Here is a 14,391-nt window from a genome sequence, read left to right as displayed (position 1 = left end):
ATCCAAACCTTTGTCATTTAAACAACTTAACTATTTTGATTATCATGCCAAATCTTTAATTATTTGACCATGAATAAAACTTAACCCATAATTTTACTATGCAGAAATTATTTAAAATCTTCATTTTTCTTTACCTTACAATCACTAGTGCTTACGGTGCGTCTCTGAGTCTGGATGACAAAACTGAGCCAATCTTCTACTTGAGAAATTCTACAGGTGAGAACTTAAATGAGCTTTTTTATAATTTGGGTGGAGATGGTTCCACTCCTGAAGCCGCAATTACTCTTTATGTTCCCCTAAGCCTTGGGACGGGAACTCAAGATTTTGCTTATTATACTGCAGACTCTGGGGGGCTAAGCCCAAACTTGGCAGATGAAACATCTGAGTTAGGTGGTCTCTACTTACAGGATGTTGACTCACTTGCTTACACTAATGAAGAGCTTTACGTTGCATTAAAAGATAACGACAATTCAAATCCTGCTTTTCGAATTGTTACTCAAATACCAAGCTCTCAAGTTGAAGCTCCCTTTGTAAGTTTTGCAGATATCTGTTCAACGAGTGAGCTAAATTGTGCTGGTATTACAGACTCTATCGCTTCTATTAAAGACAGTGTTGAATTAGTGTTATTCTTTATGCCTAATGATACTGATTACAGCTCAAATGAAGAAGTAGAGATTCCGGATGCTGTTGGTAGAGCAATCTACTTTAAGCTTGTTATTAGTGCAGCAGCTACTGATATTAGAACTCGTGCAACACTTAACATTATTGGTACATATGCAGGGGATCAGACTGCTGTTATTGAGTACACCGGTGATCATGGTGGTAATGGTGCCTATATTTCTCGAATGGCCCTTTACGTGCAAAGTGGCGGTGGAGTTGTAACGAGAAATATTAATGATATTAGAATTGTTGAAGATCAATCAAATGAAGGTAATGTAAAGGTAACTAACCTTACTAATAATACTACCTACAGTTCAGCAATTTCATATCTTGATCATTTTGGCTATGTCGGTCCAGGGAGTGTGAGTAATGCTGATTTGGCCACGCAAACTGGAAATTATCAACCGAAGCCAATTGAAAAGCTTTTGTCGCAAAATCAGTGCTATCTCGTGACTGCAGGCTTTCAAAGAGATCATTATGTCTTGAATTACTTTCGTGTCATTCGCGATGAGTACTTGATGAAGACGACGCTAGGGGCAGCATTTGTTGATTTTTACTATAGCAGTGCGCCATTTTTTGTTGAAACGATCTTAAATAACAAGGCCTTGGCCTCGATGGTTAAGAGATATAGTTTCTCAATGTATTTTATTTTACAAAATATCCTGTTTATAATAGGATGCATGACTATAATTACGTTGTTAACGTTTAGAAGAGAATTAACATATGCCGTACAAAGTTTTAATCGTCGATGACGAACCAGATATTCTAGAACTATTGGCCGAAGAGCTTGAGTTTGAAGGTTATGAGACAGAGTGCGCCAACTCTGGAAATAGCGCTGTAAAGCTTATCAATAGTGGAAAAACATTTGATGCCATAATTTCTGACTATAAAATGCCAGATGGTAATGGAAAGGTTGTCCTTGATTGCACAAATAGCAACGATAGCCAAAAAGAAAAAGTTTTCTACTTTGTTTCAGGTCAAGCTGATATTTCTTTGAAAGAAGCTATGAAGGAAGGGGTGACTCGTTTCTTTTATAAGCCTTTTGATTTAGATGAATTACTAACAAGCTTAAAAAGAGATTTACAATAAAAAAAGGGACCGTTTGCGGTCCCTTTTTTATTTGGCTAGTTTAGAATTGTCGAATGCGTACCACGTACGTATCGATTTTTTCCGATGTGATCTTCTTTGCTTTCTTCAAGCAGTAGATCCCAAAAACCATCCATCTCATTATATTTGGCCAGTAGCTCATAAGTACGGCCAAGCCCCTGTCTCGAAAAGGCACTTCGTTGAAATTCTACATTTGTACGAAGTGACTCAAATTCACCCTTTAATTGATTTACTGTCTCTTGTGAAAGATCGCTGAACTCTTCTTGCATTAGCTCTAGAATTCTTCCTGCAAGTCTCTTTGGACCAAAGTATGAGGAAATGAATTTCACAAAAACGCTGGCATTAATCTTTCTAAGAATAGGATTTGCTTTGTCATAAAAAGCAGCAAGGAAACACTCATCAATTTGCTGATGTCTTACTTCATCAAGCATATGATAGTAGTGGCATTGCCAAAAGTTCCAGTCCACTTCACCGGCCTTAAGGGCCTTATTGTATTTTTTAGAAATATCTAATGTTCTCTCTTCAAAGAATAGGGCAATCCAAATCCACCATAGAAAGATATTTGGAAATGTCGTAACAACCTTCATGATAAAGTTTTGAACTGGTCCAAGTTTAAAAATACGAAGAGGACTCTCTTTCGAATAATTTTCTGGCTCTGCCTTCATGAGCATTCTAAGAAAGATTTCACCGTGCTTATCTTCTTCTTCCATAAAGTGATCAATGGCCTCTGTCATTTGAGGATTAAGCTTATAGATTCTTTTACAGCTTTTAAGTGCCGGATTTAGAAGTACATTTTCAAACCAAATAAATTGCTCACAAATAGAGAGTCCAATTAATTGATTGAATCTAAGTTTTTGTGCTTCAGTAAGCAGATCATAACTAGGTAAGTAAGAGATAGTGACCATTTCTTCTGGTGTCCACTTGAGATTCTTATCGATTGGTTTAGACCAATCAAGTGCATCAACAGTGAAAGCACGCTCTACAGATTGCTTATTAAGTTTTTCTAATTTGCTAATAAGTCTTGTTTCCATCTTAGCTCCAATTATGAAAGTACTTGTCTCAGTTCTTCGTTATGATTTTTTTCTAAGTAATTAATTAGGTCTTGAGTTGTTTGACACTGTAAAAAAATTGTTACAGGTAGTTCTTCAAAATCTTCCTTAAGACGTCCAATAAATGACATGGCATCATAAGAATCAAGCCCAAGAGTGATAAAGCTAGTCTCTAAAGTCAGTGTGATCTCTTTTTCATCACTAACTTCAGCAATTGCTTCATTCAAATATTTTAAAATTTGCTCTTTCATCTATTTATCCCAATTTCTCTTTAATTAAGAAATTAAACTTAAATTTATTTTTTATGTAACGAGATAATATAAGATTAAATCGATAGTTTTTCTCGATTTTTGTAATTTCTCCGGCCATGTATCTTTTTTGGGCATTTTGGCGTTTTACTTTCCCACTAGTTGTCTTTTTAAGAGTTAGCTCTGGCACTATTGAAATATTGTCTTCTGTGAGTGCTAATTTTGATTTTAGAGCATTTGCCACGTCTTCTTTGACTTTTTTACGGGCCTCTTTTGACTTCTCATTTAGCTCAATGATGAGGTGAGGTTTCTCGCTCTTATCTGTTTGAATTGAAAAAGCAACCATACGCCCAAGCTTTACCGCAGGTACTTTTGCGGCCATAAACTCGATATCATTTGCAAAGATATTAACACCATTGCAGATTAAGAGATCTTTACTTCGTCCTGTTACGTAGAGCCTACCTTCTTCATCTAAGAAGCCTAGGTCTCCTGTGTTTAGCCATCCATCTTCGAGATGAGTTTCTCTACCATAATAGTTAGTCGATACTGATGGCCCTTTTATATAGATTTCACCAACACCTTGGTGTTGATTTCTAATCTCAAGCTGAGTCGGTGCTAGAACTTTACCACAAGAAATAAACTCTTCATCTTTAATCGTGACAGTCTCAAACTGTGTACCAACCTCATGAAAAGTTACTGCAAGAGTCGCTTCTGCTAGTCCATAAACTGGCATAATGGCATTAGTATTGAAGCCATATTTTTCAAAACGATTGCTAAAGGCCTTTAAAACATTGGCCTTAATTGGCTCAGCTCCACATTGAGCAAAGCGTATATGAGAAAGATCAAGACCTTCTAACTTCTTTTCTGGGATTTTAGTTGCACAAACATAATATGCTGAATTTGGGATACAAAGAGCACTACACTTTGTCTCTGAAACAAGGTGAAGCCATTTATGAGGCGCAATGACATAGTCTTGAGTACGAATAATATGACATTCAAGATTCTTTAAAAGAGCAGTGAGCAGACTTCCTATCAGCCCCATATCATGGTGAAGAGGTAGCCATGTACAAATAGAATCAGAATCACTCAATTTGATCCCTTGATTAATTTGATCATTATTTGCAAGTAGATTGCTATGGCTTATCACAACTCCTTTTGGTTCAGAAGTTGATCCTGAAGAAAATTGAATAAAACAAGTTTCACTGCTTTCAGGATTTGCAAATTGTGTTGCCATCTCAGCGTCATTAAATTTTGCTATATTGGTAAAGCCCTCTGGAGAGTTCTTTGCTGCGATATATTTTGTTTGTGCCGCAGATGCGAATTGGAATAGTAATTCTTGGTAATCATCTTTTAGCATTAAGGCACTTGATGCCATTGGTACAGGTACGTTACCTGATAGGATGATACCAAAGAAGTAAGTCACAAAGTTTTCTTCATTTTCAAATGAAAGAATTATATTTTTTTTAGTAATATCATTTGCCTTAATTTTAGAAGCAATGACACGGGCCTTCTCCATAAGCTCATTTATAGAAAGTGAGCTAGCAAGCTTAAAGTTCTTGTAAAAGAAGAGAACCTTCTTTTCTTGATCTTTATTTGAAAGTAGCTTGTCGATGAGATTACGCATTCAGCTGACCTTCTAGGTATGAGATGATCTCAAGTGTTTTATTGAAGATATGTGGCATGAACTCATATTCATTTACACTGTGGCCTACATAGTAGAATAGGACTCGGTTAAGTAGATATTCATTTGCACAAGATAACATATTTTCTAGTTTTTCTTGCTTAGATAGTTCAAGCCCATCTTTTGAGAAGTAATAATTTATATCATTCGCAATTTCACCACTTGGTGTTGTAAAGCTCATGAATTCCACAAGGTCTCTATATGGAGAGTTGTAGCGAGATAGTTCCCAGTCATAGAAGCATGGGCGACCATTTTTAAAACAAATATTTCTTGGATTAAAGTCGTTGTGAGTAAGTGTCTTTGGACCTTCGTTGATGATCTTTGACCATTGTTCAAAAGTATTTAGAACTTCTTCTAACTTTTCCTCTGTCTTTGCACTGATGTAGTTTTGTGCACGAATATAAGTGATAATTGATTTCGTTAAGTCTTTATCAATATTTACTTTTCCAAGGTTAAGAGACGACTCAGAAACTTCTTGTGAATTTGCAAAGTTCTGATGAATCTTAGATATAGCATCAAAAATTAATTCACGAGTTGAGCTTATCCATAATTCTAAACATCCTTGAGTGTTCATTAACTCAATTTGAGAAAAGTTTAAATTTTCTAGAAGAAGAAGGTATGCTTCTTTCTGAGCATTTATATATGTTCCATGAAGCTCTGGCATATAGCGAGAGAAATCCTTTGAAACCATACGGTATGCCTCAATTTCTCTAATATGACATTTCGTAAATTCATTATTGTGAATTGTTTTAATGAATTTTCTTCTGATATCACTATCCGCAAAACCTGCAATGGCCGCAAAACCTGCAATTACGTCAGTATCAAGGGGTTTTGACTTCAGAATTATTTTATCTTCTTTGTTGATCTCTAGTGATGTAAAGCCAAGAGATTTGTTTACCACTCTTGAAGTAGCTTCTGTGATAATTCCATTTTCAATATTAATCTTGTGGTCGTGTTCAATTGACTCACTTTCTTTCACTAGAGTTGACTGATCAGTGAAGTTTTCATTGATAAACTCTTTTGTGATATCTTTCGTTTTAAGCTGATCTTTCGGATTATTTCTACCAAGCTTGTCGTGTGCATAAGCAAACTGTCCACCACAGATGGCCGACATTGTTGAAAGCTCAAGAGATAGCGCCGCTCCAGCTATAATTTTTGCAAACCTTTCGACCTTTCCTGCTCCTGCACAACCGATCGACTTTAAGCAGTCTTTATAGTGACCAAGTCCTGTTCCACCTCCAACAGTTCCAATAACTAGTGAAGGTAGAGTTAAGCTTACGTATAAACCTTTTTCGTGTTTTTCAAAATTTAGAACAGCTGTTGATGACTCATGAATACAAGCAAGATCTTGTCCTGTTGAAGCAAAAATGGCCGCAACAGCGTTGGCAACGTTTACGTTATATCCTGTCATTCCTTCAAGGCGAGTAATAGGTAGTGATCTTAAGTAGAGATTGATGAGATCAGTACTTGATGTTTTCAGAATACGCTTTAATACTTTTTCTGGCACTACACATTCTGCAGTTACATATGTTCCACGAGTCTGCATTGCAGAACCAACAGAAACTTTCTTATCACTTGAACCATTTCCTTCTAAGAAGAATTCAACGAGTTTAATTTTTGAAGTTAAAAGCTCTTCTTTGATCCAAAGACATGATTGCCACGTACAAACAGTTGTCATGTTTTGTCCGGAAGCGTCGGCACACTCATAGATAAATTTCGCGTGAACATTGCGACCGATAAGAACTGGCTTGATCTTTTTTAGATCTGCAAAGTTTGAATACTTTTTAGTAATACTTTTGATCGTATCGAAGTTATCTTCTAGCCATGAGATAAATTCATCAGCATGGTCAATATCATCAAATGTGAAAACTGGAGCACGGTACATACGCTTTCTTAAAACCTTGGCCTTGAAGCCACCACTTAAAGAAACAGCAAGTGCACCACGAGTGATCGAAGAAACTAGAGCGCCCTCTGAGGTTGCAATTGGAATATATAAATCTTCCTTTTCACCTTTCTCATTAATTTTTAATGGCCCACAAATTCCCATTGGAATTGAAATACTTCCAGCATAAGACTCAATATTACCCTTGAGGTTTAATCCATCTAGGTCTGTTATTTGAATTGAGTCGAGATTTTCCCCACACTGGGCCTCTAAAATCGCAATACGATTTAGCCTTGCCGCTTCAGAGTAGTCAAAACGAGATGGGGCCGAAAGCTTCTGCTTTACGACTTTTGCTTCCTGCTCAGAAGCTGAATTTGTGCTAATTTCATTGATCTTCATAGTTCAAATATAGCTTATAAAGATGAACGAGAACGTTTGATTGAAAATTGTACTATGGCCGTCTACACAGTAGACGGCAGTTTTATACTAGTAAAATCAATAGTTTAGATAGTGAATAGGTGATAGTAGCGAGTTTTCTGCGAAATATCTTTCGCAAATAGTGAGGGAAGGTTCCCGTCTCGCATCAAGCATAGATAAGCTTGCTCATAATGAGATCTTACTTGGGGGATAATTTCCTTAAGTAGGTAAATGAAGCTTAGCCCCATGTAACGATGATCTGGATGGACTCCCATAGTCTTAATTAAGAGCCTCTTTATATTTGTTGCTGTGGGATCCACAAAATTTAGGATGATCCCAATAATTGAATTGTCTGCTTTTGAAATTAGAGCACGTGAGGTATGAGGACAAATAAGGCCAGCCGCTTGTTGGCCATACTTAAGTTTGAATGTTTCAAATGAAATTGGTGAGTAGGCGATATTCTCTCCAAAAACTTGATCAGCACTTTGGTAAAATCGTTCAAGGTTATCAAGCCAAAATTGTCCATCAATTACTTTTAGGTCATAATTTTCAGTCATTGGTGAATCATCAATTTCATCAAATTGCTCAGACCATTTTAAGAGCTTATCAAAATCATTAATTTCATAAGTTACATAACTCTCAAAGATCTCACCATGAGACTTCAATAATTCGTACAACTCTTTGTCGTAAGAGGGCTCCATTAAGTGATGAGGTAGATCTTCATTCTGTTTTAAGCGGTAGCTATTATATGTAGAAAGATTTAATGGCCCAACCATCTTTTCGCTTCCATACTTTTCACGATAATCTTTGGCGGCCTCAATAAAGCTTTGTGATAGCTTCCCATTACAAAAACCAAAGTACGCTTGCTTATCAATAAGAAAGAAAATTGCTGAAGCATCGCCATCAACAAATTGTTCAATACTTGAGATTGCTTCGTTATCTTTAAAAAGAAGGAACTCTTGTTTTTGCTCTTGGGTAAGTCGGTCTAAATTAATTTGCATAAACACCTACAATAAGAGCGATATAAAGTAGGAGAGCGAAGAGTCCGAATGACTTTTCATTCTTCTTACGTCCTTCAAGACTTGGTTTTTTTAAATATTTAAAAAGTGTCGATTGAGCAGCTGCAAAACCTGCGATACCCATTGCTGCTAGAATTGATCGTAGATTCGGCATTAGTGGGATGAGATAAAGAAAACATCCAAGAGTTATCATATTCATTAATGTGATAATGAGAACGCTTCCACCTGTGCCATAAATCTTTGTATATGAGTCAAGTGTTTCAGTCTCTTCTTCAGGGCCACGAGTCTTTCTTGTAAATTCATATGAGAAACCTGATGCAAAAGACATGGCAAGAATAAGATAAACATAGAATTCAAATGTAGGAACCTGCCATTTTGCCGACATAATCCAAATAATAATAAGAGGAGAAACGAGCATGTGGCTAATTGAATAAAGCGTTAAGCGCTTTTCTAGCCATGTACCAATAAAGAACTCCTTGGCCATAAGTATGGACCACAGATAAACAGCGCCGTAGCAAATAAGCGTTAAATAATTATTTGAAATTAAAGCAGAATAAATTAATCCAATAATAGTAAAAACTGCAGCAATAATATCTAGGTGCCAAAGTTTAATGAGGCCTCTTTGGAGCGCACGCTCTGGGTGATTAATACAGTCAACTTTGAAATCTTTATGTTCATCAAATACTCTTAAGACAAAGTAGTGTCCGACTACAGCAACTGCCCCTAGGATATCTAATGGTGTAAAATCTAATGCTTTATCTTGTAAGAATAGAGCAAGGCGACTCATGACAAAGAAAGTTATTAGACCGGAGATGACATTGGCCATTGGGAAGCGCTCGTTTGACCAAGCTAAATATCTCTTAATAAATGAATCTTCTATTGTAATATGACTTATATCTTTGCTCATACATCCTCATCTGAATTTATTTTCTTTGTACCATTATATAATGAAAACAACTATAATTGTGACATGGCAAAATATTTTACTGACAAATTAAATTACTCACTAGCAAATGAAGATATTGAGATGGAGTCAAAAGTTTGTGAAAAACTTTCTCCTAAAAAAATTGGCTCTATTTGTGGTGCAGGACCAAGAGGGTTATACCTTATTACAAATACTGACTCAAAGTTAGACCTCTTTGATGTATCGGGCCTTCAGATTGAATGGGCAAGAGCGTATGAGAAGGCGATTCTTGCACTTGAAGAAGTGGATTATTTAAGAGCATACCATGATGATTCCGCGATTTTAAAAACAGTTGGTGCTAATGTTGGACTTAATGATTATTTTGAGGCCAATGAAATTGCGGCACTTGCCGGATCATGGGAAAAAACATTTATTACCTTTTCAAAGCTTTGTCGTAAAATTTTAGGACATCGTATTATTGAGGCCCTTAGAAATTGTAAAACAATTCAAGAGCAATTAAATATAATGGATACAGTAAGCTTTAAGGTTAAGTGGACAGTTGTCTTATCAATTGTAGGAAATAAGGCCTTAATGAACTCTCTCTTGTATCGAGGTGACTTCATTAGAAAGAATATCCCAGAAAGTTATGTGAAATTTTATCGAAACCGATTTGCTCGTCTATTTAAGAATAATCTGATTAAAGATAATTTTTTCTTAAGCCTGTGCTTTTTTGGTGAAGTTACTTTGACAAATACACCCCTTCGTTGTCGAAATTATTCTGAGCTTAAAGAGTGCATAGAGACAACGCAAGTTAATTATCATATTGGTGATGTGGTTGCGGAGCTTGAAAGTGGTAAGTATCAATTTGATTACTTTTCTTACTCAGATGTTCCTAGTTACTTTGATGATAAACTAGGTAAGGATTTTATTAAGAAGGCAAGGCCATCAATTGCTATTGGTGGAGTTATTTGTGTCCGTTATTATCTACGTGTCCATACGCCGGAACTAGAAGGCTTTGAAGATATCACAGCTGAATTTAAAGATCTTATAAAGAAAGAAAAGGTCGGAGTTTACGACATAAAATTTTATAAAAGAGTTTCATAAAGAAAAGGCCTCTTATGAGGCCTTTATTTATTCTTGATTTTCTTGTAATAAGTTGATTAGACCTTTTTCACAGTCCATTTCAATATCTTGTCCATTTTCTACAATTTTTGTAATTCCTGGAACTCCGACGATTGTAGGAATCTTAAGTTCTCTAGCAATAACTGCTGAGTGGGAAAGTGTCGATCCCTTTTCTACAAGTAGTCCTTTGATTGACGGAAATAATGGTGCCCATCCTGGATCAGTTCTTACTGTACATAGAATCTTGTCATTAACATCAATTCCATCATCCGGCTTAAAGAGTAGGGCAACCTCTCCTGTGATGTGACCTGGGTAACATCCTATACCTTTTAATGCACCATCATGATCAAGATTTGTATTGCCTTCATAGATAAATTTATTTCCTGCGTGAACGAAGCCAAATGTCTTAAAGTGATGACCAGGTTCCTCATCTTCATATGAATCGTACTCAGACTTTCTTAAGCTTATTAGTTCTTTTAGATTTGTCTGAACAATACGCCCATCTTTTAGTTCTTCAATTTCACTAAGAGTTAAAAAGAAAATATCATCTGGTGTACTAATTAGATTGAAGTTTGCTAATTGATTTCCCATTTCACGGTAAATTTGACGTGAGATACCAAAAGACTTTGTTCTAAGAAGTCTTGTGTTTTCACGATAACGAATGGCCTTTCTAAGTTTTGCCAGATCTTTATAAAAACGTTTTCTTCCAAAAATTGAAAGCTTTTTCTTAACTATTGGCTCAATCTTTTCTTCTTCAGACTCTCTAAGTTCAAGCTCATTTGCAATGAAGCTTTCATAACTTAGGCTTTCTTTAATCACGTAATTTTTTAGAATATTGATGAGAAAGTCTGGGCTTTCTCTCAGTGATAAGCTTTCAAGCTTAAGCTCACCAATTGTGCGATCACCATAGTTTTCGATATAATCTTGGCATAAATCAAAAATGGCTTTATTGTTGATATAGAAGAAGTCCATAACTTTTGAATTTTCTAGTTTTAGGAATTGATCCTTAAGATTTTGATCGCATTTCTTAATTTCATCACTTATTTTTAAAAGTTCTTTAGTCGGTTGAGTACTGGCAATATCATGTTCTCCTGATAATAAATTTCCAAGAGTGATATCTGCATTTTCAACACCAAGCTTATCCATCCAGCGATACATCTTACCATTCATCATCATAACGTAGAAGTCATTTATAAGTGGAGCGTGCCATTTACTCGTGATCTTCTGATCGAGCTCTTCAGTTAGATCATAGAGTTGAGTAAGATTAAGTCTATTGAGTTTGGTGAAATCAATGTCATTATAAACTTTATAAAAATCAGACATAAAGTCGGCAACAACTTTATCTATTTTTGAGAAATACCAAAGAAGACTACCAAAGGTTTTTATCAGACCTGGTAACATTCTTAATCTCTCACATAAAGGTAGGTCTTTATCTTCAATAAAGTCGACAGGGTCTGTAATCCCCATCATTTTCTCCATATCTCCTTTAGATTGTTTAAAGGACGGAAGCAAAAGGAGCCCCTTATACCAAGATTGAATATTGTAGAATACTCGACCTTCAATAAGAGCGATCATATTCTTATGTCTTTTTTCGTGCTTTTTTAACTCTTCTTCACTTAGCCCAGTTAAGCCTAGTAGTTGATGATAGACCTTGTAGTACATCTTTGAGGCATAAGAGAAAGTTAGGGGTGTTGTAACTCCATTGAATGATTCTTGGATATTTGAGTTATCAAAAACATTGGCGAAGTCTTCACGCTTATCCATTGGAAGAGATGTGATATCTCGTGTCTGGACAATATAGATATTTCCATTTTGAAAACAAAATTCTATATCTTGAGGCTTCTTCTTTAATGCAAGAATATTTAGGGCAAGCTTATTTAACTCAATGATTTCTGCGTGAGTTAAGACACTTGAATTGATATCATTTCCTGTAACTTCAACTTTCTTTGTTGTTTTGTTTTCGTAGTCAGCAATAATCTTATAGTCTTTTTCCCTAATTTCATCTCTAATGATACCAAGGTCATTGATTGTGTATTCATCAGTATTGCATTCACCACTTACAACACCTTCTCCTTGACCGTAGTTTGCTGAAATAAGCATCTCGTCTCTGTATCCATTAATTGGATTGGCCGTAAAGAGAACACCTGACTTCTCAGGATCAATCATCTCTTGGATGATAACCGCCATCTTTGGTGTCGATTGATGGATTTGATTTTTAAAGCGATATGTAAGGGCCGTTAGAGAGAAGTTGCTTTTAAAACAATTTCTAATGGCATCTTCTATTTTATCTTTTCCTTGAACATAGAGAAAAGACTCTAATTGTCCAGCGAAAGAGAAGTGACTACCATCCTCATCAGCAGCTGAGCTTCTAATAGCATAGTGAATATTAGGATTAATTCTCTCCATAACTTCATCAATAATGGAAATTTCACACTTATCAATTTCAGCATGAATTTTTGCAATTAGTTCTTTTAAATCATCAATAAATTGAAGTTGTGTGTAGCTTACGATGAGTCGCTTTAATACCTCATTTTGGTCAACTAATGTTTGAAAGTAATCACTAGTGATACAAAACCAATCTGGTGTATTAACACGACACTTTTCAAGCTTAGCAAGGTTATAGGCCTTACCACCAACTTGTGTTTTTGTTGTAAGAAGAGAATCAAATTTACTTAATAGATACATTTACTACCTAACATTACAAATTATATTATTTTCATTTAATATTATCATATGAAAAAAATTGAAGATATAAGGCAAGAACTGGATTACGAAGGTATACCGATAAATGGATGTCACTACCTGGATTCTCACTTTCGAAATAATTTAGAAAAGCGATGCTTGATCTATCAAAATAAAGATCAGAACTATGGCGAGTTTATGTCTCAGGTTGGGGCATGGATAAAGACATTATCTGATGCTGGAATAAAGAAAGGGGATCGAGTTATCGTACTCATTCCATTGCGACTGGAGCTTTATCAGATAATGGTGGCATTGTTCTATATGGGATCAGTTGTCGTCTCAATTGATTCTACTATGCCAAAGGATAAACTTAAGCAGGCCATTGAAGATGCAAATGCTCAAGGGATCATCTCTGTTAAAGAGCTTTTAAAATGGACGCCTTTAATTCCTGCTCTGTGGAAGATGAAGCGCTTTACGTTTGATCAAAATTGTCTTTTTACTAAAACTTTAACAAGTATTAGAGCGCAAGATAATCTTAATTTCTCGCAAACACCAATTGAGCAAGATGCTCAGACACTTATTTCTTTTACAACTGGCTCCACTGGAAGACCTAAGGCGGCAAATCGAAGTCTTGATATCTTTTTATCACAAAAGATTGTCTCAGAATATTTTTGGCTACATAAAGAAGATGAAGTTGATATGCCATTTTTCCCAACTCTTGTTCTACAAAACTTGGGCCTTGGAATCACCACAATTTTCCCAGATATCGACTATCGTAAATTAGCTGAGTTTGATGCTTCGAGGGTTATTGCGCAAATGAATCAATATGGTGTCACGCGATTTAGTGCTAATCCAATGATTATCAAAAGACTTGCTGACTACCTTGCATCAAATGATGTCAAAATTCCATCGTTAAGAAGTATTATCATTGGTGGTGCTGAAATATCGACAAAGCATGCAAGTTTTGTGAAGGAACAATTCGATAGGGCCTGTTCGTTGGTTGAGATTCATATTATCTATGGCTCTACTGAAGTTGAGCCCATTAGTTTTGTTCCAATTGAAGAGTATATTTCAAATAAGAAAGTTGGACTTAAGTTGGGGCATATCATTGAAGTTTTAGATACTAAGATTGATAAGGTCGCTAATGGTTTTGATTTTCAGGAAGGAGTCGTTTGGGGAGAAATCTGTCTAAGTGGACCTCATGTTATTAAAGAGTATATTGATAATCATCCAGCCAATAAAACGACTAAGAGATGGGATGAACAGGGAAGACTTTGGCACCTCACTGGTGATGTTGGATATGTGAGTGGGGGACAGATTTATCTTCTTGGGCGACTCAAAGATTGTTTAAAGGTTAATGGCAAGCTCGTTCCAACATTTCACTATGAGAATGAATTGGCCCGAATTGATGGTGTTCAAAGAGCAGCTCTCGTTCAAGTCAATGATACGATATTGTGTCTGATTGAGGGTGAAGTTAAGATAAAAGAACATATTAGTGAAATCTTAAATGATTGGAATCTTGGTGAAGCGCTAGTTGAATTTGGCCGTGTTCCTGTTGATTCAAGGCATTTTTCTCGAGTTGACCGAAATGCCATAAGAGAAAGTATCCAGCACAAGTAG

At 35.9% G+C, this 14,391-nt stretch carries 11 protein-coding genes; 4 read left to right on the top strand and 7 right to left on the bottom strand.

What is annotated here, in order from left to right; translation table 11 throughout:
• The first annotated feature begins 98 nt into the window (after positions 1-98).
• Complete coding sequence (locus ACMAYX_RS05920; RefSeq protein WP_412463127.1) at positions 99-1,412, top strand: CFI-box-CTERM domain-containing protein; 1,314 nt, start codon at positions 99-101, stop codon at positions 1,410-1,412.
• Positions 1,384-1,749, top strand: coding sequence for a response regulator (locus ACMAYX_RS05915; protein WP_392992403.1), 366 nt, complete (start codon positions 1,384-1,386; stop codon positions 1,747-1,749). The genes ACMAYX_RS05920 and ACMAYX_RS05915 overlap by 29 nt, the downstream gene beginning before the upstream one ends.
• 35 nt (positions 1,750-1,784) lie before the next feature.
• On the opposite strand, the gene ACMAYX_RS05910 is transcribed toward ACMAYX_RS05915, so the two are convergent.
• The 6 genes from ACMAYX_RS05910 to ACMAYX_RS05885 all read right to left on the bottom strand — a co-directional run bounded on the left by ACMAYX_RS05910 (position 1,785) and on the right by ACMAYX_RS05885 (position 8,970).
• Positions 1,785-2,798: a diiron oxygenase gene (locus tag ACMAYX_RS05910; protein WP_412470089.1), complete on the bottom strand. Its 1,014-nt coding sequence runs from the start codon at positions 2,796-2,798 to the stop codon at positions 1,785-1,787.
• Between the two features lie 11 nt (positions 2,799-2,809).
• Positions 2,810-3,067 carry an acyl carrier protein gene (locus tag ACMAYX_RS05905; RefSeq protein ID WP_103219138.1) on the bottom strand — a complete coding sequence of 86 codons (258 nt, stop codon included), beginning with the start codon at positions 3,065-3,067 and terminating at the stop codon, positions 2,810-2,812.
• A 4-nt stretch (positions 3,068-3,071) separates the two neighbouring features.
• A complete protein-coding gene (locus tag ACMAYX_RS05900) occupies positions 3,072-4,688 on the bottom strand; it encodes an AMP-binding protein (protein WP_412471924.1) in 1,617 nt (538 codons plus the stop codon).
• Positions 4,681-7,026 carry a phosphotransferase gene (locus ACMAYX_RS05895; protein ID WP_412470088.1) on the bottom strand — a complete coding sequence of 782 codons (2,346 nt, stop codon included), beginning with the start codon at positions 7,024-7,026 and terminating at the stop codon, positions 4,681-4,683. Before ACMAYX_RS05895 ends, ACMAYX_RS05900 begins: the two co-directional genes overlap by 8 nt.
• Before the next feature lie 104 nt (positions 7,027-7,130).
• Positions 7,131-8,045 carry a hypothetical protein gene (locus tag ACMAYX_RS05890; protein WP_412471925.1) on the bottom strand — a complete coding sequence of 305 codons (915 nt, stop codon included), beginning with the start codon at positions 8,043-8,045 and terminating at the stop codon, positions 7,131-7,133.
• Entirely contained in the window at positions 8,035-8,970 is a 936-nt protein-coding gene (locus tag ACMAYX_RS05885; RefSeq protein WP_103219142.1) for a hypothetical protein, read from the bottom strand. The genes ACMAYX_RS05890 and ACMAYX_RS05885 overlap by 11 nt, the downstream gene beginning before the upstream one ends.
• Positions 8,971-9,033: 63 nt before the next feature.
• Between ACMAYX_RS05885 and ACMAYX_RS05880 the strand changes: the two genes are divergently transcribed.
• Complete coding sequence (locus ACMAYX_RS05880; RefSeq protein ID WP_412471926.1) at positions 9,034-10,071, top strand: DUF3419 family protein; 1,038 nt, start codon at positions 9,034-9,036, stop codon at positions 10,069-10,071.
• 27 nt (positions 10,072-10,098) lie between these two features.
• On the opposite strand, the gene ACMAYX_RS05875 is transcribed toward ACMAYX_RS05880, so the two are convergent.
• Positions 10,099-12,774, bottom strand: a complete 2,676-nt coding sequence (locus ACMAYX_RS05875; RefSeq protein WP_412471927.1) for a PEP/pyruvate-binding domain-containing protein — start codon at positions 12,772-12,774, stop codon at positions 10,099-10,101.
• A gap of 48 nt (positions 12,775-12,822) precedes the next feature.
• Between ACMAYX_RS05875 and ACMAYX_RS05870 the strand changes: the two genes are divergently transcribed.
• The gene (locus ACMAYX_RS05870) at positions 12,823-14,391 is read left to right on the top strand and encodes an AMP-binding protein (RefSeq protein WP_412471928.1); all 1,569 of its coding nucleotides are present in this window, start codon (positions 12,823-12,825) and stop codon (positions 14,389-14,391) included.

Origin of the sequence: Halobacteriovorax sp. RT-2-3, from assembly GCF_047085075.1 — a bacterium.
Taxonomy (GTDB): domain Bacteria; phylum Bdellovibrionota; class Bacteriovoracia; order Bacteriovoracales; family Bacteriovoracaceae; genus Halobacteriovorax_A.
This window is presented reverse-complemented; position numbering and strand designations above follow the sequence as displayed.

Excerpts from the sequence above, each read along its gene's own strand:
- ACMAYX_RS05920 (WP_412463127.1), top strand. The coding sequence starts at position 99 with ATGCAGAAATTATTTAAAATCTTCATTTTTCTTTACCTTACAATCACT.
- ACMAYX_RS05915 (WP_392992403.1), top strand. The coding sequence starts at position 1,384 with ATGCCGTACAAAGTTTTAATCGTCGATGACGAACCAGATATTCTAGAA.
- ACMAYX_RS05910 (WP_412470089.1), bottom strand. The coding sequence starts at position 2,798 with ATGGAAACAAGACTTATTAGCAAATTAGAAAAACTTAATAAGCAATCT.
- ACMAYX_RS05905 (WP_103219138.1), bottom strand. The coding sequence starts at position 3,067 with ATGAAAGAGCAAATTTTAAAATATTTGAATGAAGCAATTGCTGAAGTT.
- ACMAYX_RS05900 (WP_412471924.1), bottom strand. The coding sequence starts at position 4,688 with ATGCGTAATCTCATCGACAAGCTACTTTCAAATAAAGATCAAGAAAAG.
- ACMAYX_RS05895 (WP_412470088.1), bottom strand. The coding sequence starts at position 7,026 with ATGAAGATCAATGAAATTAGCACAAATTCAGCTTCTGAGCAGGAAGCA.
- ACMAYX_RS05890 (WP_412471925.1), bottom strand. The coding sequence starts at position 8,045 with ATGCAAATTAATTTAGACCGACTTACCCAAGAGCAAAAACAAGAGTTC.
- ACMAYX_RS05885 (WP_103219142.1), bottom strand. The coding sequence starts at position 8,970 with ATGAGCAAAGATATAAGTCATATTACAATAGAAGATTCATTTATTAAG.
- ACMAYX_RS05880 (WP_412471926.1), top strand. The coding sequence starts at position 9,034 with ATGGCAAAATATTTTACTGACAAATTAAATTACTCACTAGCAAATGAA.
- ACMAYX_RS05875 (WP_412471927.1), bottom strand. The coding sequence starts at position 12,774 with ATGTATCTATTAAGTAAATTTGATTCTCTTCTTACAACAAAAACACAA.
- ACMAYX_RS05870 (WP_412471928.1), top strand. The coding sequence starts at position 12,823 with ATGAAAAAAATTGAAGATATAAGGCAAGAACTGGATTACGAAGGTATA.